Source organism: Catenovulum maritimum, from assembly GCF_001050375.1.
Lineage (GTDB): Bacteria > Pseudomonadota > Gammaproteobacteria > Enterobacterales > Alteromonadaceae > Catenovulum > Catenovulum maritimum.
The window spans coordinates 23,749-46,933 of the sequence record NZ_KQ130499.1; the positions used below are offsets into that span (position 1 = coordinate 23,749).

At 38.4% G+C, this 23,185-nt stretch carries 20 protein-coding genes; 11 read left to right on the top strand and 9 right to left on the bottom strand.

The window, feature by feature from the left end:
* Positions 1–6 precede the first annotated feature (6 nt).
* Complete coding sequence (locus XM47_RS14950) at positions 7–921, bottom strand: nuclear transport factor 2 family protein (RefSeq protein WP_048694241.1); 915 nt, start codon at positions 919–921, stop codon at positions 7–9.
* Positions 922–1,330: 409 nt separating this feature from the next.
* On the opposite strand from XM47_RS14950, the gene XM47_RS14955 reads away from it, so the two are divergent.
* From XM47_RS14955 to XM47_RS14980, 6 genes are all read left to right on the top strand, one after another.
* Positions 1,331–1,555: a sulfurtransferase TusA family protein gene (locus tag XM47_RS14955; RefSeq protein WP_048694243.1), complete on the top strand. Its 225-nt coding sequence runs from the start codon at positions 1,331–1,333 to the stop codon at positions 1,553–1,555.
* Positions 1,556–1,568: 13 nt separating this feature from the next.
* Positions 1,569–3,053, top strand: a complete 1,485-nt coding sequence (locus XM47_RS14960; RefSeq protein ID WP_048694246.1) for an aminotransferase class V-fold PLP-dependent enzyme — start codon at positions 1,569–1,571, stop codon at positions 3,051–3,053.
* 35 nt (positions 3,054–3,088) lie between these two features.
* Positions 3,089–4,405 carry an AMP-binding protein gene (locus tag XM47_RS14965; RefSeq protein ID WP_048694247.1) on the top strand — a complete coding sequence of 439 codons (1,317 nt, stop codon included), beginning with the start codon at positions 3,089–3,091 and terminating at the stop codon, positions 4,403–4,405.
* A gap of 12 nt (positions 4,406–4,417) precedes the next feature.
* Positions 4,418–5,995, top strand: a complete 1,578-nt coding sequence (locus tag XM47_RS14970) for an NAD(P)-binding domain-containing protein (RefSeq protein ID WP_048694249.1) — start codon at positions 4,418–4,420, stop codon at positions 5,993–5,995.
* 164 nt (positions 5,996–6,159) lie between these two features.
* Positions 6,160–7,047 carry a sulfite exporter TauE/SafE family protein gene (locus tag XM47_RS14975; RefSeq protein WP_048694250.1) on the top strand — a complete coding sequence of 296 codons (888 nt, stop codon included), beginning with the start codon at positions 6,160–6,162 and terminating at the stop codon, positions 7,045–7,047.
* A gap of 153 nt (positions 7,048–7,200) precedes the next feature.
* On the top strand, positions 7,201–8,004 hold the full coding sequence (locus XM47_RS14980) for a cupin domain-containing protein (protein ID WP_048694252.1): 804 nt from the start codon (positions 7,201–7,203) through the stop codon (positions 8,002–8,004).
* A gap of 97 nt (positions 8,005–8,101) precedes the next feature.
* Here XM47_RS14980 and XM47_RS14985 read toward each other — a convergent pair whose 3' ends face one another.
* A complete protein-coding gene (locus XM47_RS14985) occupies positions 8,102–8,572 on the bottom strand; it encodes a nuclear transport factor 2 family protein (protein WP_048694254.1) in 471 nt (156 codons plus the stop codon).
* Between the two features lie 139 nt (positions 8,573–8,711).
* On the opposite strand from XM47_RS14985, the gene XM47_RS14990 reads away from it, so the two are divergent.
* Together XM47_RS14990 and XM47_RS14995 are read left to right on the top strand one after the other, a co-directional pair.
* Complete coding sequence (locus XM47_RS14990) at positions 8,712–9,272, top strand: TetR/AcrR family transcriptional regulator (protein WP_048694256.1); 561 nt, start codon at positions 8,712–8,714, stop codon at positions 9,270–9,272.
* A gap of 261 nt (positions 9,273–9,533) precedes the next feature.
* Positions 9,534–10,838 (top strand): hypothetical protein, encoded by a 1,305-nt coding sequence (locus XM47_RS14995; protein WP_048694259.1) that lies wholly within the window; start codon positions 9,534–9,536, stop codon positions 10,836–10,838.
* Between the two features lie 186 nt (positions 10,839–11,024).
* Here the strand turns inward: XM47_RS14995 and XM47_RS15000 are convergent, their stop codons facing one another.
* The gene (locus XM47_RS15000; protein ID WP_048694261.1) at positions 11,025–12,872 is read right to left on the bottom strand and encodes a sigma 54-interacting transcriptional regulator; all 1,848 of its coding nucleotides are present in this window, start codon (positions 12,870–12,872) and stop codon (positions 11,025–11,027) included.
* 386 nt (positions 12,873–13,258) lie between these two features.
* Here XM47_RS15000 and cynS point away from each other — a divergent pair, with 386 nt between their 5' ends.
* From cynS to XM47_RS15015, 3 genes are all read left to right on the top strand, one after another.
* Positions 13,259–13,699, top strand: a complete 441-nt coding sequence (gene cynS / locus XM47_RS15005; protein WP_048694263.1) for a cyanase — start codon at positions 13,259–13,261, stop codon at positions 13,697–13,699.
* A 227-nt stretch (positions 13,700–13,926) separates the two neighbouring features.
* On the top strand, positions 13,927–14,739 hold the full coding sequence (locus XM47_RS15010) for a formate/nitrite transporter family protein (protein WP_048694266.1): 813 nt from the start codon (positions 13,927–13,929) through the stop codon (positions 14,737–14,739).
* 91 nt (positions 14,740–14,830) lie between these two features.
* On the top strand, positions 14,831–16,573 hold the full coding sequence (locus tag XM47_RS15015) for a bifunctional protein-serine/threonine kinase/phosphatase (RefSeq protein WP_048694269.1): 1,743 nt from the start codon (positions 14,831–14,833) through the stop codon (positions 16,571–16,573).
* 46 nt (positions 16,574–16,619) lie between these two features.
* Here XM47_RS15015 and XM47_RS15020 read toward each other — a convergent pair whose 3' ends face one another.
* The 6 genes from XM47_RS15020 to XM47_RS15045 form a co-directional block, all read right to left on the bottom strand.
* The gene (locus XM47_RS15020) at positions 16,620–16,862 is read right to left on the bottom strand and encodes a (2Fe-2S)-binding protein (RefSeq protein WP_048694271.1); all 243 of its coding nucleotides are present in this window, start codon (positions 16,860–16,862) and stop codon (positions 16,620–16,622) included.
* 106 nt (positions 16,863–16,968) lie between these two features.
* On the bottom strand, positions 16,969–17,970 hold the full coding sequence (locus tag XM47_RS15025; protein WP_245623479.1) for a phospholipase A: 1,002 nt from the start codon (positions 17,968–17,970) through the stop codon (positions 16,969–16,971).
* A gap of 254 nt (positions 17,971–18,224) precedes the next feature.
* Positions 18,225–19,661, bottom strand: a complete 1,437-nt coding sequence (locus XM47_RS15030; RefSeq protein WP_149865529.1) for an FAD-dependent oxidoreductase — start codon at positions 19,659–19,661, stop codon at positions 18,225–18,227.
* 123 nt (positions 19,662–19,784) lie between these two features.
* Complete coding sequence (locus tag XM47_RS15035; RefSeq protein ID WP_412731126.1) at positions 19,785–20,657, bottom strand: ABC transporter ATP-binding protein; 873 nt, start codon at positions 20,655–20,657, stop codon at positions 19,785–19,787.
* 64 nt (positions 20,658–20,721) lie between these two features.
* Complete coding sequence (locus tag XM47_RS15040) at positions 20,722–21,717, bottom strand: ABC transporter permease (protein ID WP_048694277.1); 996 nt, start codon at positions 21,715–21,717, stop codon at positions 20,722–20,724.
* A gap of 74 nt (positions 21,718–21,791) precedes the next feature.
* Positions 21,792–23,177 carry a CmpA/NrtA family ABC transporter substrate-binding protein gene (locus XM47_RS15045; RefSeq protein WP_149865530.1) on the bottom strand — a complete coding sequence of 462 codons (1,386 nt, stop codon included), beginning with the start codon at positions 23,175–23,177 and terminating at the stop codon, positions 21,792–21,794.
* Between the last annotated feature and the right edge of the window lie 8 nt (positions 23,178–23,185).

Sequence of the window (23,185 nt, forward strand, 5' to 3'; positions counted from 1 at the left end):
ACTCCGTTAACTTAAGCTAACTCTTTGTACGTTGGGTAAATCATTTAAATCAAAATCGATATCCACTTGGCAAATTAACCCCTGACTTCGCTGCATGATATTGCTACCTCTCAATGCTGGCATTATTTGACCATTTTGAGTTTTGCCTATTGCGCACCATAAAATTTCGACTCTGTCACTATCGCCATCAACCTGCTCTGGACATATCTTGATCTCATCAAACTGATCTCCCAGCTTTTGGAAAAACTGCTCTATATTTAAGATTCCCTTAATTTCAGATGTTGCGAAAGGATCATTAAAAACAGCGTCATCTCGAAACAACTTAAGTAAATCAGTCATTTTCTCGGCATTCAGTAATGAAAAATAATATTCAGCAAATTCAGCTGCTGACATCTGCTTAATTCGGTGCCATTTTTTTAATTTAACAACTAAATTAACCAGATTAAGTAAAAGTATGATTGCGCAACTTATACCAACAAGCTTAAGGGTTTGGCTCGCTTCAGGTTTTGTCACCATCAAAAAATAAACCAGTCCAATTAAAGCGATATTTGAATAACCAATTGCAGGTACTCGCCGCATTAAGCTCCTTTTTCCTTTACGCCCTACGACTAAAAAATAAAAAATTAGCCACGAGTTAATAAAGATGACCAGTGTGATAACTTCAGCCCAAAAGAGCCAGCTGGGATTCAACCAAGGTTGTAGAAGATAAAATTGATACTGGTTAGCGAGTAAAAGGCCAGTCGTGATCGTGGTTATTAAGCCGCCCATAATAAAGACACATTTTAAAACAAAGACTGTATCTATAATGCCAAGAACTGTATGCAGATGATCGGCTCGATTCGCTCGATTTCCCCAGAAAGGTAAGGTCGCAGCAGTACCTAACCACAATGCGGAGAAAAGTACGTGTATGTATAGCAACATTGTAAGTTTCCTAATTAAACACAAGTTTAGTGGACTTAGGCTGACCTAAATTCCACCCACTAATGTCGTCGCTATATTTAATAAATACGCCAATAACACTAAAGATGCAAAACCTTTTTACAAAAAAATTTATCTCCAGATATGAAGAAAATAAATTTAATTTTTTTTCTTCTAGCAAAGTATTAGCAGAGCAATTTCTTTACTTTTTTCCACTATCGACACTATTTGAAACCATATTGTCAGCTTAAAAATGGGCTCATATACTGGATTGAGTCGTCGCTGACCAACAAACAAAATTTATACATTGAGTTCAACATTTAGTTATTTATGGCTGTGTTTTATCAAGCTTTATTCACTAGCTTATGGACTCAAGTAATACAAAGAAATCGTATTTACAGAGAAATGAAAAATGGAAATTGACCAGTTTATCGATGCTGTAGGCCTTGCTTGTCCTATGCCCATATTAAAATTTAAGCAAAACACAAAAACGCTTGCGACTGGTTCTATCGTAAAAGTAACAACAAGCGATCCAGACTCGGTGAATGATTTTAATGCTTATAGCAAACATAAAGGCTACCGGATCATAGATAGATCGGTTGGCAGTAATTTATTTGAGTTCATCATTCAAATATAGCTAAGGATCAATCATGCAATCAGGTAAAGCTTTACTCAATCAAATCAGCCAAGCGTTTTATGGTGCAGATATAAAATACCAAACAATAACTGGCAAAAGCATAAAGCGGATTTATTTGGATTCGGCTGCTAGCTGCCTAATGTTAAAACCAGCGTTTTTAGCTAGCACTCAATATTTACCTCATTATGCCAATACCCATAGCGAAATACATAACTCTGCGATTGTTTCAAATCAAATGTACGATTGGGCAAAGCAGACAGTATTAGCTTTTGTTAAAGCCGATCCGAAGCAATATAGCTGTGTGTTTATTGGCAGTGGCGCAACAGGTGGGATCAATAGATGTGCCCAAATTATGGCTAATATACGCCCGAATAAAACAACAGCACTTGTCTCTTTAATGGAGCATCATTCTAACGATCTGCCTCATAGAAAATACAACAAAAAAGTAGAACATATTGAATGTGAAGATAGTGGCATAAACCTAGGTTCGGTTTGTATTAAAGACCTAGAACAAAAACTGATTAAGCACCAAGGCCAAGTTAACTATGTTGCCATTACAGGCGCAAGTAATGTCACAGGTATTTTAAACCCGATAAAAAAAATTAGCGAAATCAGCCACCAGCACAATGCTCTAGTGATAGTGGATGGCTCTCAAATGTTAGCTCACGCCCCTATATCACTGACACGATCGCAAAATGATCCGACCAGTGCGGATATTGACGCTTTAGTTTTTTCTGGACATAAAATGTACGCTCCGGGCTCACCTGGCGTGTTAATTATCAAAACAAAATTACTTGAGCAAAGCCAACCTAACCAAATGGGAGGCGGCATAGTTTCGCAGGTATCTAAAGGTCATTTCGATCTCATAGACGATTTACAAGCCAGAGAAGAAGCAGGCACGCCAAATATTTTTGGTGCTGTCAATTTAGCAATGTCACTAAATGTGTTGAATAGAATCACTATGACTGAAATCGCTCACCACGAGAGCGAATTATTAAAATATCTGTTTACTGAGCTAAGTAAAATCGATGGCCTTAGTATTTACGCCAACCAAGATTTAGCCAAATATCCAAGAACTGCTACTTTCTCTTTTAACTTAGCCGGTATAGATCATGCGTTGCTAGCCGCCATTTTAAATGACTATTTTAATATTGCGGTCAGGAACGAATGCTTCTGCGCTCACCCTTATGTCAGAGAGCTGATTATAGATCAACTTTGGGAACTCGATCCTGATTTACCAAGCGAACAAATCGAAGCTAAAAAAGGCATGGTTCGAGCAAGTTTCGGCTTAAATAACACTATTACAGATGCAATCGAGTTAGTTAATGCGCTCACTCAGATAGTTCAAAACCCAACAAAATATACAGCAGAGTACGAATTAACCCAGTCCCAAGGTTACCAACATAAAACTAAGCAAACCGACTGGCGAAGCTTATTTTGTCCAGATCAAATGCTAAACCAATTACTAAGTCAACAAACAGACCCACAACATTCTTAAAACAAGACACTCAGCAATCAACAGAGGATCATACAATGACAAGCCTAGCTACACCCGAAAAACACATTGAAGCTGTCGATCATAATGAGCTGATCAATGATTTATACCCTATCATAGATCACCCTCTCTATGGCACAGTCACTAGTTTTAAACAAACGCCTTACTTAATGCCAGCCCAACTCGCTGACTTTACCAACGATACTGATTTTTCTGCAGAAGCAACTAACTTAGAAATATGCCCTGCTTGCTTTTTCAATACTTCAGGTACAACCAACCGAAGTAAAAAAATACCTTTTTCTGATGCGGACTTAGAAAGACAAAAAATACACGAAAAAATTGCACTCAGTAAATTAGGCATGGGTAAAGGCGACGGCGTTATGTCATTAGGCGCACCATTACCAAGCATATCAGGCTGGGCTATTGTCAATGGCAGTGAAGCAACAGGCGCAAGAGCCATTAATTCATCACAGATTGACTATGATGAAATATTTGAAAAAGGCCAAGCGGATCAAGTTACCTTTGTCATAGGCACACCTTTAGTTGTGAAAGAAATAGGCAAAGCCATTGAAAGTGAATTTGGGCCACTAACAAAGGTGTTACCAAATTTAACTACAGCCATTATTTTTGGTGATGTATTACCCGATGCTTTAAGAGCTGAATTAAAAGAATTATGGGGCTTTAAAAACATCTACAGCTTATACGGCACAGTAGAAGCAGACGTAGTCGCGACAGAGTGTCCAAATAAACTGGGTGAAATGGAGCTCATGTCTGAGCGCCTATTATTTGAATTTTTACCTGAATTTGAACTCGCCAAAGAGCGCCAAAATAATTTATATACCGCACAAGCCAAGCCAATTGAACAAGTACAAAACGGTGAATTTGGTGAAATATTAATTAGCGATTTAAGCCGCGATACCTTGCCACTCATACGTTACCGAATTGGCGACATCATCAAGGTAAACAGAGCAACTGGCATACACAATGCCGAAAAGCCGAGTATTTCCGTTTTAGGCCGCAGTAAAAACACTGTGCTATTAGACGACATTGCGCTGTATGAAATGCAACTAGATAACGCAATTAAATCTTGGCTAGGAGATGAAATAGTTGAGTGGCAATTAGAGCAAACGTCAAATGCCAAACCACAGCAATATCAACTTAGAGTTCAATTAAAAAGCAAATCAATTGAAGCCAAACATCAACAAAGCTTTTATCCACTTTTAGCGAGGCAAAGACCTGAACTAGCCATGCTGAATTTAAAGCAACATATCAAAATAGAACAAGTAAAAGCTTTTAGCCAGATTGAAGTAAAAGGCGATACCAAAGCGCAACGCATCATACTGTTAACTAAATAAGAGATAAAAATCATGAATCAATTTACTCAACATAAGTATGTCATTTTAGGTGGTGGTCCTGGGGGATTACAACTAGCTTATTACCTAGAACAAGCTAACCAAGACTATATTGTGCTAGATAGTGCTGATATTGCAGGCAATACATTTGCTCACTTTCCACGTCACAGAACCTTAATATCTATCAATAAACGATTTACTGGTAGTACAGATCCTGAATTTAATATGCGTCATGATTGGAACTCATTACTATGTGACGATGACCAATTTCGTTTTAAAAATTACGACAAGCAATTCTTTCCTCATGCTGATAGCATGGTGGAATATATGGCTGATTTTGTGTCGCGCTTCCAACTAAAAATGCGATACAACACAAGTGTAAAATTGATCGATAAACAAAGTGATGAATATTTAATAACAACAGAAACTAACGAGCAAATTCGTTGTAAAGTACTCGTCGTTGCCACAGGCGTATCTAAACCAAACATCCCAAATATTGAAGGTATAGAACACAGTGAACAATACCAAGATATGAGCTTGGATTTAACGGACTACGAAGACAAACGCGTGCTAATAATCGGCAAAAAGAACTCAGCATTTGAAACCGCAGATCACCTAACATCAGCTGCCGCTATGATACATTTAGCCAGTCCTAATTCGATAAAAATGGCGTGGAAAACCCATTATGTCGGAGACTTACGAGCAATAAATAATAATGTATTAGATACCTACCAGCTCAAAACTCAAAATGCGGTATTAGATGCAGATATTGTCAGTATTAAGAAAAAATCTGGTCAACTTGAAGTTACTTTTAAATATCATCATGCTGAAGATGAAATCGAAACCATTATTTATGACAAAGTACTATGCTGTGCTGGGTTTAAATTTGATGCTTCTATCTATTCAGAGCAAGTTAAACCAGAATTAGCCCACATGGGAAAATACCCAGCGTTAAAGCCAAATTTCGAGTCAGTGAATAATCCAAATTTATATGTGGCTGGTACTTTAACCCACTCATTAGACTACCGAAAAGCAACATCTGGTTTTATTCATGGCTTTAGATATAACTCAAAAGCACTTGCTGAAATATTACTTGAAAAGTTCTCTAGCAAACCGATCCCGAACGTGAAAGTTTTAGCTCAAGCAGAAAGTATTACCGAACATATGCTAGACAGAGTTAATCACTCAGGTGGTTTATGGCAGCAACCTGGTTTTATCGCTGATGCAGCCGTGTTGGAAGATGGCTTTTTCAACTATAGCAAAGAGTTTCCATTAGATTATTTAGTCCAGCGCCATGCAGCTAAAAACGTCAACTTATTTACTTTAACTCTAGAGTACGGTGCCCCGATTATGGGAGACCCATTTGCAGTTGAGCGTATTCATCGAGAAAACACCGAAAAATCAGAAGCGAGTCAGTTTTTACACCCAGTTGTTCGTCACTATGTAAACGGAGAACTGCAAGCCAGACACGACATCATTGAAGATTTAGAAGCGAAATGGGTTGAACCAGAACATTACCAACCTTTAATAGCCTTCTTCAACCAGTGTTTAACGGCTAGTAAAAAAACCGAAAAACAGGCTGAAATGGCTTAGTTAACCTTAACTCTAGATAAGAAATTAGCTAGGAAAACCGCAAGATGAAACTTTCGTCTTGCGGTTCTAAAAACATGAAAATTTCACCCAATAAAAATCTGACATTCCGCCAATATTTGTATCCAAGTCTAATTTTAATACTCTATACATCTTGGCTGAGTTATATGTTTATAAGCCAAAGTTGGCACTACTTTAACGATTTTTGGCCTATGTCTCTGACTATGGCACTAGGCTCTTTTGTCGCTGGCTCAACCCCAACCGGAGGCGCAGCGGTTGCCTTTCCAGTATTCACCAAGGTATTAGACATATCCGCGGCAGATGCACGTACTTTCGGATTTATGATCCAGTCAATTGGTATGACCTCAGCTGCTCTATATATTTGGCACAGAAAACTGCCCGTACTAAAACCCGTTATATTGTTTGCAAGTTTAGGCGGAATTATAGGTAACCTAATTGCACAAAACGGCATTGAAATACCCGCAGGCATAGCCAAAATAACCTTTACCAGTTTACTCTGTATGTTTGCTCTTGCTTTGCTTTACTGCACTTGCTCGACAAAGCCAAAATCACAATATTTAAAATTGCATGTGACAAAAAAGTCGGCTCGGTTAGAATTCTTTATTGCAGGGGTTTTCGGCGGCTTTATCGCAGAAATGACAGGTTCCGGCGTCGATATTATCGTATTTATTTTGCTAACCCTAAGTTATCGAGTCTCAGAAAAAATCAGTATACCGACCACAGTGATCTGTATGGCGATCAACTCAATATACGGCTTTATAACCCATGCTTTTTATATCCAAGATACAGCACCTATGTTTGGTCCTTGGTTAGTTAGCATCCCCATAGTGGCTATTGGCGCACCAATTGGCGCTTGGCTTGTCACTCAAATATCCAACAAAAGTATCATCTGCTTAATTTGCTTTTTAGTTGCCTTAGACTTAATTAGTAGCCTAGCAATATTGAACTTTAACACCAGCATGTACCAAACAATTTGCTTGAGTTGCCTAGTATGTGGCAGCACATTTTATTGCTTAATAAAAAGAACAAAATAAATTTTGTCGATGCAGGCCAGAGCATCTAACAATGCTTTACTTTAAGAAACTAACTAACCATTTTTCGCCTTCTTGTGCACTGTTTTCAGCACTTTATAATCGAATCATCCCAAATTCGATTAAAGATATTTGATAAATAATATGGAGTCAGCAATGTTTTCAATAAAGCCTATTATCGTATTGTCATGTATAGCAAGCTTTAGTTTTAATCTACATGCTCATGCGCCAAGGCCTCACCCACATCATCAAAAACCTAGCGAAGAAATACCAGAAGTCACTTATAAAGTGGAAGATTCAACCGCTGAAGTACAAGTCACACCAAGTGGCGAAACCTTTATGCCAATTAGCAATGAAAGACATGCTCAGCACCAAGCTGCAGGACATGGTTACTATCCGATAATAAGTGGCTTAGTACCAAGCCTATTCACACCACCCGCTATGGATAATGTACAAGACTACATAATTAAAAAAGACGAAATGGTCGTCATTAATCCGGCTGAAAATGAATATATTCACATAATGGAAGGTAAACGCCACGGCTTCGAAAATTTAACTGTCGCGATAACCAATACCCATACAGGCAATGGCGCACCTTTACATAGCCATGTAGGTGAAGAAGCCCACCTGCTTTTAAAAGGTAAAATGCTTTATCACCTAGATGGTGAAGAAGTTGTAGTGGAAGTGCCATATATAGTTAACATACCTTCGATGGTGCCACATGCTTTCATTAATATAGATGATGAACCCGCAGAATTAATTGGCATTTTTCCATCAAATGAATGGGAATATGACATCTTAGACGGCCCAGTCTTCACTGAAGGTGTCGACGAATTAATCGAAGAAAACGCGGCCGAGCAAGACAAATGGAAAAACTGGCATAAGCCTAGTCACGCTAAAAAGCGATTAGACTACTATAAAAAGCATCACACGCATGGCGGTGAAGCACACCACCATTAGAAGCAAAAGGTGTGACAGTTTAAAAATCAACCAAAGCCACGAATGCTTCAATCAGCGGCTTTGGTTAAATATCCCCACCTCTGCAGACTGCCTCTCTCTATAAATTAAGCTCAGATAAACTTGGAAAATCATCTGGCCTAACCGCGCCTTGCCAAGTGAACAGGCGTTCAGACGCTTCAATTTCAACATCATTGATTGAAGCATGGCGTTTCGCCATTAAACCATTTTCATCGAATTCCCAATTCTCATTACCATAAGCCCTCAACCATTGACCCTGGCTATTCTGATACTCATAAGCAAAGCGCACCGCTATTTTATTATCCGTATAGGCCCAAAGCTCTTTGACTAATTTGTAATTCAGCTCGTTTTGCCATTTTTGAGTTAAAAATTGAACAATTTCGGCTCGGCCATTTATAAAGCTAGAACGGTTACGCCACTGGCTATCTTGGCTATAAGCGAACGATACTTTTTCAGGATCTTGATTGTTCCAACCGTTTTCTGCCATGCGAACTTTAGTTTTAGCACTTTCAAGATCAAAAGGCGGTAAAGGTGGGCGTGGTGTATCCATAATAAATAACTCCAAAATAGATTTTATAATTAGAAACTCAACCGAGCAAAGTAGACACATCTGTCTACCCGTTGTGTTAGAGTAGACAAGTTTGTATACTTTGACAATCCTTTTTTCATAACGAATTTCAACTAAGCATATGGATAAAAAAAGCTTACTAATAGAAACAAGCTTAAAGCTATTCTACCAAGACGGTATTCATGCTGTTGGCATTAATCATATTCTAGCGACATCAGGAGTTGCCAAAAAAACCCTATACAACCACTTCGAAACAAAGGAAGCCTTAATCCAAGCTTGTGTCATTGAAAGAGATAAACGCTTTATGAACTGGCTAAGCCAAGCTTGCCAGCATGCTCATTCAACAAGTCAATTTATCGAGTTTTTTTTCAATGCACTAGATGATTGGATAAACAATAGAGTACAAGCCTTAGGTGAGTTTAGAGGCTGCTTTTTTGTGAATACCAGCGCTGAATACAGTGATCTTGATAACCCAATTTTTCAACAATGCTTGCAGCATAAACTCAAGGTAAAAACTTATATAGAAAACAGTCTCAGTGCATTTACTAATGACATAGGTGAATGTCAGCAATTAACTGATCAACTCATTTTGTTAAAGGAAGGCGTGATCAACAGCGCTTTTATTATGCAAGATAAACAAGCTGCACTAAAAGCGATGAAAATACTAAAGCTCTCAGTATAATCGCAAAATTAGATGAACCCTGAATAGTGCATTATCGCTATAAATGCTTATCAATGGGCCGCTTATAGCAAGATCGTATAAAAATAATCTCAAATAAAACGTCCTGTTAACTATCCTTATACTGCTTTAAAAAACGAAGTGATAAATACCACTTAGTTGTAAATCAACTTCAATTCAAAATTAGGAATAATGAAAGACTAGATAGTTCTCGATTGAAGCTAAATTTACAAACAATTAATGCTCTCGTATAGGAGAATGGATATGAAACGTTTAATTCAACATACTAAATCTTTAAAACGCTCATTTTTACTCATACTAGTCATGGCTAGCACTCATCTGGTTTCTGGATGCTCTGATAGCGATGATAACAACTCAATGAGTAAACAAGCTGTTACTATATCTGGTAGCGCAATAAAAGGGACTTTAAATAGTGCCAAAGTCGAAGCCATTAGTGCGGCAGACATGTCTGTTTTGGGGACAACTCAAACTAATAATGAAGGCGAATATACGCTAGAATTTGAAAAGAACGCGGACCAAGATTCTGGCTTAATCTTAATTAAAGTATCAGCTGATGAAGATACTGAAATGATCTGTGACGCAGATAAGTGTGGCAGCGTAAATAACGGAGATACGGTAACGGCAAGTGATTTATCTGGCTTAGAATTAATGACGACTTTAACCCTAGATAAATCAACTAATAGCACAGTTGAAGTTACAGGTTTACCCGTTAATTCTTTAACCACAGCAGCAACTGAAGTTATTACAAATAGCTTAGGCGGCAGTGTTCTTTCAACTTTAACTGGCCCTGATCTAAGCAAATTACAACAGGATGCATCTGAAGTTGTTCTATCTTCTTTAGGCGTTAGCGATCGCAGTTTAGATATATTTTCATCAAAAATTCCGGATGCAACCAAAATTGAAGCAGGCCTATCAGCCAGTTTTAGCAACCAGCAAAAAAACACAGCAACCCAGCTATCAATACTTAATGCCGCTTTCGCTGGAACAGATGATGGTTTGGTCAACGAATTATCAGACTATCTAAATGCATTAAAAGGTGCTTTATCTAGCGGTGATTTTAATAGTAATTTTTCAACGACAATTCAAGATATTCAAGCGGCCTATACTGAAGCTTACGACATTTTAAATGGTGCAGGCGGAATACCGAGCTCAGTTACAATTGCTGACTTCACCTCAATTACTTGGCCTAGCAATATTAACTTTGAAAATGGTGGCATTGTCATTGATATTAAAGACCCAAATACGGGTGGTGATGGCACAGGTAGCTGGACATTAACAATAACAGGTAAAGCAACAGTTAATGGAATTCAAATAGATATTCCTGAAGTTAAAGTTCAAAATGTTGCTGCAGTTCCTTCATCAGCCAATACTGCCGACATTGAATCAGCCTTTAAACAACAAACCGAAGTAGGTGGTATTACAGTACAAAATGTGAGTTTTAATATAACAGAAGAAACCTCAACAAAAGTTGTGATTGAATATTCTGCAACGATTACAGCCTCTGGTATAACTCAAACACAAAATTTAATTTATACCTATACACGCTAATAACTTAAAAGCACTTGTCGCAATAACAGCGGCAAGTGCTTTTATAAAGAACTAGAGAATGAATTCCTTTCATCAAAAGCGATCGCTGGATTAATTCAACTACAGCGTCAACTTCATTTAATTCCCTGCTAACCTATACCCGAGTAACCAGCCCTACTTAGTGCTATTTACACTCTGATCGCATAACTAAGCCACATATTCAAGCCGGTTTATGCCATATTTTTTAATTTTAGAGGCAAGTGTCGTAGGCTTTAAACCGAGCAGTTCTGCTGCGCCATTTTCGCCATAAATTTTGCCTAAACTTTGTTTTAGCGCATTTTCTATATTGGCCTTTTCCATTAATTTTTGCTGCTGCGCGCTGATTAGTTCGCCATCATTTTTAGGTTTTAGTTTTACTTTGTTTAGCGAAGTTTCGCTTGCTAAAAAATCAAATGAGAGCTTACCGCCTTTGGCTAAAATAACCTGCCTTTCAATAATGTTTTCAAGTTCACGTATATTCCCCGGCCAGTTGTAATTTTGTAAGTGCTGCATTTGCGCTATGCTAATTTGCGGTTGTGGCTGGTTAAAACGTGTCGCAACTTTAGCAATAAAATGCTTCACCAAAAGCGGAATGTCATCTCGACGCTCACGCAGCGGTGGCGAATTTATCGGAAATACATTCAAGCGGAAATACAAATCCTCTCTAAATTTATTTTGCTCAACTAATTTAATTAAATCTTGGTTAGTCGCAGCTATCACTCGCACATCCACTTTACGGGTTTTAGATTCGCCAACGCGCTCAAATTGCTGCTCTTGCAATACGCGTAATAATTTACTCTGCAATTGCAGCGGAATTTCGCCTACTTCATCGAGAAAAATAGTCGCGCCATCTGCCAATTCAAACCGCCCTAACCTATCACTTATTGCGCCAGAGAAAGCACCTTTTACATGGCCAAAAAATTCGCTTTCGAATAATTCAGCCGGTATCGCTGCACAATTGACTCTAATCAAGGGCCTGGCTTTGCGCCGACTCGTTTCATGTAAAGCGCGAGCAATCAACTCTTTACCTGTACCTGATTCACCTATAATCAATACATTGGCGTCAGTTTCACCCACCAACTCAATTTGATTTATCATGCGCTGCACTACCGCACTTTGGCCAATAATTTGATGATGGTTAAAATCAGCGTTAATTTCTTCCAGCAGGTATGCGTTTTCCAACTCGAGCCGACTTTTTAGTGCATCTACTTCAGCTAGTGCAGTTAACAGCTTAGCTTGCGTTTTTTTACGTTCTGTCACATCTCTAAATATAACCACGGCACCAATCAGCATGCCGTTATCCGTCACAGGTGTACTGGTATACTCTACCGATATGGCTTTACCTTGCTTAGACCAAAACACCTCATTGTCGACAAAATGCACTGTACCGTCGTGAAAAGCTGCGTAAATTGGGCAATCTTGGCTATGATAATGGCGCCCATCTTGATGCGAATGATGAATCACATCATGAATTTTCTTGCCGGTTAATTCACTTCTTTTCCAACCAAGGATCGCTTCTGCGGCATCATTGACAAAAGTTGTCTTGCCTTGTGCATCAACGCCATAAATTCCATCTCCAACTGCAGATAATAAGAGTTGATTATGTCTTTCTATTTCTTCAAATATAGTTTCGTTTTTTTGCCAATGCGACAAACCAGATTGAAAACTCAGATCAACTGAGGATTGATAACGCTTAGCAAATACCACGCTCGCATCTTCACAGCTCAACAGTATATTTGGCGCTATGTACTTTGCAGTCACCTCCAAATGCAATGATTCTCCTTTCCGTTCGGTAAACAGCTCACTCGTCCATGCTTGCTGCTTCAGCATAACTTCTTGACTAAAGTTATAAAGTTGCCCTATGCAAGGCTGAAATAATTGACTAACCGCTAATTTTTTAAAAGCATGAGCGGTTAAACCAAACAAGTTTTCCGCTTGTTGATTAACCTCTAATACCTGATTGTTAATTGGGTCAATCAGTATTAAAGCAGTTGGCGCATACTGAAATAAATCCATCTCTATAAACCTATATTGCAAGTCGCATCTAAACAGATTGGTACAAAGCTCACACCAACCTGTTTCCAGTAAACATTTAGATATACAAAAGCTAGGCCAACAAAACGAAATTTCGTTACCAACTCAACGAAATATAGTTACCAACGATAAATCGTTCTACAGAAATAATAACAAAAAAAATAATGTCAATTAAAAACAACAACTTAAAATTATTTAATAGATTGGCACACATATCGCAATACTAGTGTTGAGATCATGATATCGGAATCATGAGATTAATTCTGATTGGATGACTAACAAGTTAACTAAGGATAGTGCGCACAAACGGTGCAAAAAATGTGTAAAGAAATGGCTAAGATTTAACTTTTTATTTGGAGAACCCAACTATGAATAGGCTAGATGTAACAGAAGCAATTTTTGCGATAAAAAAAGAAAAAGAATTGAGCTGGGAAGGGATTGCAGAAGCAATTGGCATGTCTACAGTTTGGACGACTTCTGCTTGTTTAGGTATGAATAGCTGCCCTTCTGGCGCTGCAACTAAACTAGTGGAGTTTTTGGGTCTACCTGAAGAAGCAACGCGGGTGTTAATGGAATATCCGACTAAAGAATGGGATAAATCAGTACCGCAAGATCCACTAATTTATCGTTTATATGAAGTCGTCGGTGTCTACGGCGATACTTTAAAAGAAGTGATACAAGAAAAATTTGGCGACGGGATTATGAGTGCTATCGACTTTTCAATGGAAGTTGATAAGGAAGAAAACCCAAAAGGTGACAGAGTTATATTAACCCTAAATGGTAAGTTTTTACCTTATAAGGCTTGGTGATTCTTTTTAGTGCACTTTCTGAGCAATAAAGCCCCAAGATAAAGAATTAACATTACATTTTATAAGGATTTAAACAGAGATAAATTAAAACACTTATAAAACAAATAGTTAAATCGGTGGCACCGAATTTGCTAGTCTTAACTTGCAAATTAGAAAAACAAGGCGAGTTAGTAAAACTAATTTTGGCGTTTAAAAATCAATTTTAAAACTACATAGAGAGCAACAATATGGCGTATATAGAACCAAGTGAGTTTGTCACAAAAATGGTTGATTCAGGCGAACAAAAAGTCTGGATGTCGACTAAAGATACTTTCATTCGCGCATTTATGGCGGGTGCAATCTTAGGCTTAGCAGCAGTGTTTGCTATTACAGTTGGGGTTAAATCAGGCAGTCCAATTTTAGGCGCATGTTTGTTCCCAGTTGGCTTTATCATGCTCTACCTAATGAAGTTTGATCTCTTAACTGGCGTATTTACTTTAGTACCATTAGCGCTTATTGATAAACGACCTGGCGTCACCTTTAAAGGTATGATGAGAAACTGGGGGTTAGTATTCTGCGGTAACTTTGCAGGTGCTCTCACAACCGCTTTTTTCATGTCGTTCATTTTAACTTACGGTTATAACATAGATGGTGGCGCAATCGCAGCGAAAGTAGCATCTATTGGTGAATCAAGAACATTAGGTTATCAAGAGCAAGGTATTGCCGGTTGGTTTACTATCTTTATTCGCGGCATGTTATGTAACTGGATGGTTTCTATGGGTGTTGTTGGCGCTATGATCTCTACATCTGCTGGTTCTAAAATGGCGGCTATGTGGATGCCTGTTATGTTGTTCTTCTTCATGGGTTTCGAACATTCAATCGTAAACATGTTCTTATTCCCATTTTCTATGATTATGGGTGGAGAGTTCACGGTTTATGATTACTTAATTTGGAATGAATTACCAACAGCTTTAGGTAACTTAGCGGGTGGCTTCTTGTTAGTCGGGCTACCACTTTACTTGACGCATGTAAGAACTTCAGCAGAGCGTAAACCTGCATAATAATAAAAATTCACATTAGATGAATTACTAACTAAAGCTCTGCATCCGCAGAGCTTTTTGCTTTTATAGACTTATAGAGATTGTAGCCTAGATGAAAAAATCACTTGACGTTAGTATAGGCCAAGCCACAGATAAAGGTGTTAAATCCGTTAACCAAGATTACTTGGGGTTTAGAATTCCGAAAGAGCCTATGCTTAGCAGCAAAGGTATTGTCTTAGCGATGGCTGATGGCATAAGTTCAAGTAAAGTGAGTCAAATCGCCAGTAAAACCGCGGTAAATGGATTTTTAGAAGATTATTATTGCACTTCTGACTCTTGGGCAGTTAAAACTTCAGTGCAAAAAGTGGTTAAATCAATTAATTCATGGCTCTTTGCCCAAACCAAAAACAGCCCGTATAGATATGAGAAAGACAAAGGCTACATATGCACCTTTAGTGCGTTGGTACTTAAATCGCATTCGGCGCATATATTTCACTCTGGCGATACCCGAGTTTATCGTCTAGATGGCAACCAACTTGAACAGCTGACTCAAGACCACAGACGGGTAGTCTCTGCCGATGTGAGTTATTTAACTAGAGCGCTGGGGATAGATCAAACGCTAGAAATTGATTATAAAAAACTCACAATAGAGCAAGGTGATATCTTTATATTAGCGACTGATGGCGTGTTTGAGTTTGTCGATAATCAAACGATTTGCCAATTTATCCAACAGGCAAAATCGTCCGAGCAAGATGAAAACCTTAAACAAAAATTAGATATTGCCGCTAAACAAATCCTAGATCATGCCTTATCAGCTGGCAGTAACGACAACCTTAGTGTGCAGATTGTGTGCATCGAGAGTTTGCCTAGTTATCAACTTGATGAAGTTCAGCAACATGTTGCCATGTTACCTATGCCACCCGCTTTATCTGCAAGAATGGAATTTGATGGCTACCAAATTATTCGAGAAATTTATATCAGCAGCCGTAGCCATGTGTATTTAGCGAAAGACATAAGCAGCCAACAAACTGTAGTCATTAAGGTACCATCCACTGAGTTACGAGGTGATACTAAATACTTAGAAAGTTTTATGCTAGAAGAGTGGATAGCCAAACGAGTTAACCATCCAAATGCGGTACGAGCAATAGAGCCAAATAGAAAACGAAATTACCTTTATCTAGTCACTGAATATATAGAAGGGATTTCACTGAATCAGTGGATGATAGACAATCCAAAACCTAAATTAGAACAAGTTAGAGAGATAATTGAGCAAGTTGCCAAAGGGTTACAGGCATTTCATCGCCAAGAGATGATTCATCAAGATATTCGCCCGCAAAATATCATGATAGATAATTCTAACACGGCTAAAATCATTGATTTTGGCTCTACCTATATTGCTGGCGTCACAGACACTAAGAGTGAAGAAGCCTTACGCGGCACAATGCGTTATTCAGCGCCAGAGTACTTTTTAGGCCAACACGGCACGCAAAAATCAGATATCTATGCGCTAGCGGTAATCGCTTATCAAATGTTGTCGGGGAAATTTCCTTATGGCGTTGAAATAGCTCAAGCAAAAAGCGTTTCAGCCCAAGGTAGATTAAAATATAAAAGCTTAATTAATGACGAGTCTGAATTACCCATTTGGGTCGATGATGCACTGCGTAAGGCTTTACAAATTGATCCATTTAAACGATATGATCAGTTATCTGAGTTCACCCACGATTTACGCTTTCCAAATAAAGCCTTCATCGCCAAAACGAGACCTCCATTGATAGAGCGCAATCCAGTGATGTTTTGGCAAACTGTTAGTTTTGTATTATTTTTAATTTTAGTGCTCACCGCTCTGCCAGTATAAGAACAACTTTACCTGAATAAGTTTTGCTTGCTCTAATTCAAGCACTTTAACTGAGTGAATCTTCTGGTACGTTACCATGAATGCACTCGATTAGTCGTCCAACATCTTTTTTACAGCAACCATTGCCATCTGTCGCATAAGTTTGACGGCGAACTTCCTCAACCGACATAGCACCGTCTGCAATCGCATCAATGATATCGATTTTAATCACCTCATTACAAACACAAAGGTTACTATCTAAATCTTTTTTAAGTATTTCTGGTAATTTATCTAATGGGTTTGTTATCACTTTAAAACTCTATTTTATCTACTGATATTTGTTGCAGCCTGTTAATGTTAACTAACCTGTTAAGCACAGATTTTCCGCTTATTTAGCTGTGTCGGCTTTAAGCTAGTTATAATCTATCGGTTAACGCTATGCCTAACCCAAACCTCTGCTGAGAATGATTATAATCAATTAAACTTTCTCCATAGCCAGTAAAAAACTGCATATAACCTCGCAGTCTACCCCAAATAGGATAGGTAAAACCAAGCTCCAAAGCGCCCTTTCCTGTCGCTAGATTCTGTCTGAGCATAAACTGACCTTGAATTTTATGATCAACCCGATAAGCCCCTGTTAACTCAAAATATCCCATGTATTTGGAAATATCAGGATTATCATCTCCATTCGGGTCATCTTCTGACTTTTTATCTGATTCTGGTAAGCGCCACCAAGGTCTTAAATTAATTAGCCAATCAGCATCTTCAACCAAAATTGACATATAAGCTCGATTCCAGCTACGCGATAGATGGGCTTCTCGGCCATTTGATTGATGCTCTAAACCAAAGGCCAAACTGGTTTCTGTATGCCAAATTTGCCATTTCACCGGTAAGTAATAAAACACCTCAGGCTGATAATTTGTTTCTCTAAAAGGTTTAGATATTTCATTGCCATAAACTTGCCACCAAGATTTAAGTGTCATACCAAAATATAATGCATCACCTTGGGTAAATAGAGATTCGGCATTTAATGGTACTTTAAAACTGATCTGAAATTTGGCTTCGAGATCCTGCTTTGGATCAACCAATTGAGATGCTTGATAAGCAGCTTCGTTATAGCTAGAGATGTAACTAACCGGCAGAATATAATTCATTCTGTGCGGCGTTATTGTATATGGATTAAATTTATTTTTGCGCTCCGCATTTAGCCGTTCAGTTAAGGCACCATCATCTTTATCAGCCGAGACTAACTGCTCACATAATTCAAGTAACGCACTAATTTGGGTGTTTTCTGCCGAGGACTTTATTTGCTCTAATAAACAAGTATTGAGTTTTTGCTGCTTTAAGTTTCTTTCTCTATTCGCGCTAGCCTGAAAAGAGCTTAGCAGTAAAATAGCGATCAAAATTTTGTTAAACACACTCACCTCAATATTATTGATAATGGTTAAAATAACCTATTATTCAAAAATGGCTCAAAGACTCACTGACTCTAGATTATAAAATAAAAGTATCTTGGGATTCAGCTTATTTAAAAGTTTCTGTCTAGGCTTATCTGGCAATTGATTAGGAATGGAATATTTGAGGGATTAGGCATGGGATTAACTAAAAAAGAGAAAGATTAGATACCTGATTAGTAACAGGTATCTAAATTTAAACTTACAGAGGCAATTAATTAAGCTTCAATCGCAAGTTTAGCTAGTTCAGAGTCGATAACATTTTGAACCATGCCAACACATGTACCACAGCTAGAGCTCGCTTTCGTTTTAGCTCTAACTAAATCAACAGTGTCACAACCTTGCTGGATAGCTTCTGCAATCGTTCCTTTAGTTACTAAGTTACACGTACAAATAAAGGTACTTTCTGGCATATCATCCGCTGGGTTTTTAATTGGCCCTTGTAATGCAGGTACAATTAAAGATTCAGCGGTATCAGTTAATGGCACGCGATTTAAGCATTGGAATAACAAGCTATCGTATTCTGTTGAATCACCAATCAGAACTGCACCAATTAAGAATTCACCCGTCTCATCCGTTACAACTTTTTTGTACACTTCTTTTTCTGGGTTTTCATAAGCGAAAGTTTTAGCATTTGGTGTCCGTGCATGTGCATCACCAATTGAAGCTACATCAACGCCCATCAATTTTAGTTTAGTGCTCATGTCAGCACCTTGGAAAGTAAAATCTCCACCTAAAATATGAGATACGGCCGCTCTAGCCATAGTGTAACCTGGCGATACTAAACCAAAAATACGACCCTGCCACAAAGCACATTCACCAATTGCATAAATGTTTTCATCTGAAGTTTGACAATTATCGTTTATGACTATGCCGCCACGCTCACCAATTTCGATATCAAATTCGCGCGCTAAGGTATCTTGCGGACGAATACCCGCTGAGAATAAAACTAAGTCTGTTTCTAATTCCGTATCGTCCGAAAACTCAAGCTTGTGCAGACATGTTTCGCCATCAATAATATGTTTAGTCGCTTTTTGGGTATGTACTGACACACCTAAGGCTTCTATCTTTTGTTTTAATTGACGACCGCCACCGATGTCAATTTGGGTCGGCATCAATTGAGGTGCAAATTCGATTACGTGCGTTTTTAAGCCTAACTGTTTTAGTGCATTGGCTGCTTCTAAACCGAGCAAACCACCACCAACAACTAAGCCAACTTTGCATTTTTCTGCTGCGGCTTTAATTGCGTCTAAATCTTCAATAGTACGGTAAACAAAACAGTTCTCTCTGTCTTTACCTGGCATAGGTGGCACAAAAGGATATGAGCCTGTCGCAAGTACTAATTTGTCGTAAGGAAAAACTTCACCCGCTTGAGTTGTTACGGTTTTCGCCGCTTTGTCTATACCTGTAACTCGGCTATTAATGAAATGAGATACGCCAAGCGTTTTGTAATAAGTATCTGATGTTAAAGATAAATCGTCAGCCGATTTACCGCCAAAATATTCAGATAAGTGAACACGGTCATAAGCAAGTCTTGGCTCTTCTGCCAACACAGTTATTTCCACTTGACCTTCTGCTTGAGCTGCAATTTGATCAACAAAATGATGTCCGACCATACCATTGCCTACTACTACTATGCGTTGCTTGCTCGACAAAACGCCCTCCTGAATAAATCTTTAAAAACACAAAAACCGGGCAATCCCGGTTTTTTATATCGACATTGATACTATCGATTCTAGCAGATATTGTGCCAGCTAATCGAGTAGCTTATATAAAATTTAAGCTACTTCGCTATTTTTAGCTTTTTCTGCAGGCTTTTTCTTAGCTGAAACAGGTTCTACTTTACGTTGTTTCTCGTATAAGAATTTTAATACTTCATGACGGTAATGGTTATATTCAGGTTGATCAGCAAGTACTAATCTATCTCTTGGACGAGGCAAATCAACATTTAAGATTTCACCAACAGTAGCTGAAGGGCCATTTGTCATCATAACAATACGATCAGAAAGTAATACGGCTTCATCAACATCGTGTGTGATCATTATCACTGTGTTACCTAAATCCGCATGAATTTCCATTAATGAATCTTGTAAATGTGCACGTGTTAACGCATCTAACGCCCCAAAAGGCTCATCCATTAATAAAACTTTAGGCTGCATTGCTAATGCACGAGCAATCCCGACACGCTGCTTCATACCACCTGATATTTCAGCTGGGCGTTTATGCGCCGCATGCGTCATATGTACTAGTTCTAGATTATGGTTAATCCAGTCATGCATTTCTGCTTTACTCATTTTGTTTTTGCTAGTTGAACCATCAAATACTTGTTTAACCGCTAATTCAACATTTTCGTAAGCTGTTAACCAAGGTAGTAATGAGTGGTTCTGAAAAACTACCGCACGCTCTGGCCCAGGTTGGTTTACTTCTTTATTATCTAGTAAAACCCCACCTTGTGTTGCTTGGTATAAACCAGCAACTATGTTTAGAACGGTTGACTTACCACAACCAGAGTGGCCGATTAATGAAACAAACTCACCTTTTGCTATTTTTAAGTCTACGTCTCTTAATGCGCAAAATGGACCTTTCGGCGTTGGGAATTCTATCCCAACTTTAGTAAGTTCTAAGTGTCTTTCGTCGTTAAACTTTTCCATCATTTTTTCCTCAAATTCTGTTCAATAATTGGTTGCTTGTATCTAGCTTTTAATTAGCTTGTCTTTATCTAAGTGCGATTGACTTGTCCCAGCTTGCATAGCGTTGGATTGCTAACATAAGTCTGTCTAACATAAAGCCGATAACACCTATCACTAAGACTGCAACCATGATGCGAGCGAGTGAATCTGAGCTACCATTTTGGAATTCGTCCCAAACAAATTTACCTAAGCCTGGGTTTTGCGCTAGCATTTCTGCTGCGATTAATACCATCCAGCCTATACCAAGTGACAATCGCAAACCTGTGAATATCATCGGAATTGAAGACGGTAATACTATTTTTGTAATGTGAGCGATTTTGCTTAAGCTCAATACTTTACTAACGTTCACTAGATCTTTATCAATACTAGAAACACCAACAGCTGTATTTATCAAAGTTGGCCATAAGCAACATAAGGCAACAGTAAAGGCAGAAGTTAAGAATGATTTAGAAAACATTGGGTCATCAGTTACATATAAAGCTGATACAACCATAGTCACAAGTGGCAACCAAGCAAGTGGAGAAACTGGTTTAAATACTTGAATTAAAGGATTAATTGCAGAATAAGCATTTTGGCTTAGACCACATAAAATGCCGAGTGGCACAGCAATAACAGAGGCAATTAAAAAGCCTATCATAACTGTATATAAACTAGTCCAAATTTGGTCTAAAAAGGTTGGTTTACCTGTATAAGATCTAATTTTTGGTTCATAGCTAGGGTCTTTTGCAATTCGGTCTGCGTTGCGTTTTTCTTGACGCTCGTAAAATTTCGTTGCTTTTTCTCTTTCGGCAAAATGTTCATCAACCAATACAGAGCTTTGCTCTAAAACATGTGTTGGACCAGGGAATTGGCCTAAAGAGGTATCTATATTTCTTGCGGCAACATTCCACAAAAATAGGAAAATTACTAAACCGATAAAAGGTAATAATGCAGCTGTCGCTATTTTTTTCGCATTATCGGTATTAACTGTGGTTTTAATATCCAAGGTAGTCACTTTTGATAAATTGGCTGATTTCAACATTTTTCTCTCCTAACAACTTTGTTTAAGCGGCGATGGCGGCTCTGCCATCGCCTATCTTTAAGTCTTCTCAGCGCTTAAAGTTTGGTTGATCCCTTCAACCCGATTTCGAATTTTTCTAAATAAGCATTTGGCTTAGAACCGTCATACACTATGTTGTCGATAAAGTGTTTTTGTGGTTTTTTGAAGCCTGACTCATTTGAAAACTCAGGGAACTCAGAAGCTTTTGCTTTTCCTTCAGCAATTAACTCTTTAGCTGCTTCTGCATAGATGTCAGGACGATATACTTTCTTCGCGATATCTTTGTACCAAGAATCAGGTTTTTCGTCTGAAATTTGTCCCCAACGACGCATTTGAGTTAAGTACCAAATCGCATCTGAGTAGTAAGGATAAGTTGCGTTATAACGGAAGAATACGTTGAAGTCAGGTACTGAACGCTTATCACCTTTTTCGTATTCAAAGGTACCTGTCATACTGTTTGCGATAACATCATAGTCAGCACCAACATATTGGCTCTTAGATAATATTTTCACAGCTTCAGGACGATTTGCATTGTTGTTTGCATCTAACCACATAGCCGCACGTATCATTGCTTTAACAACACGGATATGAGTGTTAGGGTATTTTTCAGCCCAAGATTTACTTACACCGAATACTTTTTCTGGGTTATTTTTCCAGATTTCATAATCGGTAACCACTGGCACACCAATACCTTTAAATACAGCTTGTTGGTTCCACGGCTCACCAACACAGTAACCATAAATTGTGCCGGCTTCCATAGTTGAAGGCATTTGCGGTGGTGGCGTTACAGATAAAAGCGCATCAGCTTTAAGTTGGCCAGAGATATCACCTTTATGCGGTGCGTAGTAACCTGGGTGAATACCACCAGCAGCTAACCAATAACGTAACTCATAGTTATGCGTTGATACTGGAAATACCATACCCATGTTGAATGGCTTACCTTTTTGGCGATAGCTATCAACTACAGGCTTTAATGAATCAGCTTTAATTGGATGAACAGGCTTACCATTTTCATGTGGTATGTGTTTCTTCATTTGTTTCCAAATGTCGTTTGATACTGTAATCGCATTACCATTTAAGTCCATGCTGAATGCAGTAATGATGTCGGCTTTAGTACCAAAACCGATTGTTGCACCTAATGGTTGACCAGCAAGCATGTGTGCACCATCTAATTGGCCATCAATAACTCTGTCCAATAACACTTTCCAGTTTGCTTGTGCTTCAAGCGTTACATATAAGCCTTCGTCTTCGAAATAACCTTTTTCATATGCAATTGCCAATGGCGCCATATCAGTTAATTTAATGAAACCAAACTTTAATTCTTCTTTTTCAGCGTAACCAACTTCAGCACTCACCTGAGCAGAAAACACTGTTGCAGCTAATGAAACAGAAGCGGCTAACGTTTTGATCGTCGTTTTAATTAACTTTGACTTAAACATCATTAATAAAC

What these genes read in the sequence shown, in the direction of transcription:
- XM47_RS14950 (WP_048694241.1), bottom strand. Translation starts at nt 921, where the DNA reads ATGTTGCTATACATACACGTACTTTTCTCCGCATTGTGGTTAGGTACT.
- XM47_RS14955 (WP_048694243.1), top strand. Translation starts at nt 1,331, where the DNA reads ATGGAAATTGACCAGTTTATCGATGCTGTAGGCCTTGCTTGTCCTATG.
- XM47_RS14960 (WP_048694246.1), top strand. Translation starts at nt 1,569, where the DNA reads ATGCAATCAGGTAAAGCTTTACTCAATCAAATCAGCCAAGCGTTTTAT.
- XM47_RS14965 (WP_048694247.1), top strand. Translation starts at nt 3,089, where the DNA reads ATGACAAGCCTAGCTACACCCGAAAAACACATTGAAGCTGTCGATCAT.
- XM47_RS14970 (WP_048694249.1), top strand. Translation starts at nt 4,418, where the DNA reads ATGAATCAATTTACTCAACATAAGTATGTCATTTTAGGTGGTGGTCCT.
- XM47_RS14975 (WP_048694250.1), top strand. Translation starts at nt 6,160, where the DNA reads ATGTTTATAAGCCAAAGTTGGCACTACTTTAACGATTTTTGGCCTATG.
- XM47_RS14980 (WP_048694252.1), top strand. Translation starts at nt 7,201, where the DNA reads ATGTTTTCAATAAAGCCTATTATCGTATTGTCATGTATAGCAAGCTTT.
- XM47_RS14985 (WP_048694254.1), bottom strand. Translation starts at nt 8,572, where the DNA reads ATGGATACACCACGCCCACCTTTACCGCCTTTTGATCTTGAAAGTGCT.
- XM47_RS14990 (WP_048694256.1), top strand. Translation starts at nt 8,712, where the DNA reads ATGGATAAAAAAAGCTTACTAATAGAAACAAGCTTAAAGCTATTCTAC.
- XM47_RS14995 (WP_048694259.1), top strand. Translation starts at nt 9,534, where the DNA reads ATGAAACGTTTAATTCAACATACTAAATCTTTAAAACGCTCATTTTTA.
- XM47_RS15000 (WP_048694261.1), bottom strand. Translation starts at nt 12,872, where the DNA reads ATGGATTTATTTCAGTATGCGCCAACTGCTTTAATACTGATTGACCCA.
- cynS (WP_048694263.1), top strand. Translation starts at nt 13,259, where the DNA reads ATGAATAGGCTAGATGTAACAGAAGCAATTTTTGCGATAAAAAAAGAA.
- XM47_RS15010 (WP_048694266.1), top strand. Translation starts at nt 13,927, where the DNA reads ATGGCGTATATAGAACCAAGTGAGTTTGTCACAAAAATGGTTGATTCA.
- XM47_RS15015 (WP_048694269.1), top strand. Translation starts at nt 14,831, where the DNA reads ATGAAAAAATCACTTGACGTTAGTATAGGCCAAGCCACAGATAAAGGT.
- XM47_RS15035 (WP_412731126.1), bottom strand. Translation starts at nt 20,657, where the DNA reads ATGGAAAAGTTTAACGACGAAAGACACTTAGAACTTACTAAAGTTGGG.
- XM47_RS15040 (WP_048694277.1), bottom strand. Translation starts at nt 21,717, where the DNA reads ATGTTGAAATCAGCCAATTTATCAAAAGTGACTACCTTGGATATTAAA.
- XM47_RS15045 (WP_149865530.1), bottom strand. Translation starts at nt 23,177, where the DNA reads ATGATGTTTAAGTCAAAGTTAATTAAAACGACGATCAAAACGTTAGCC.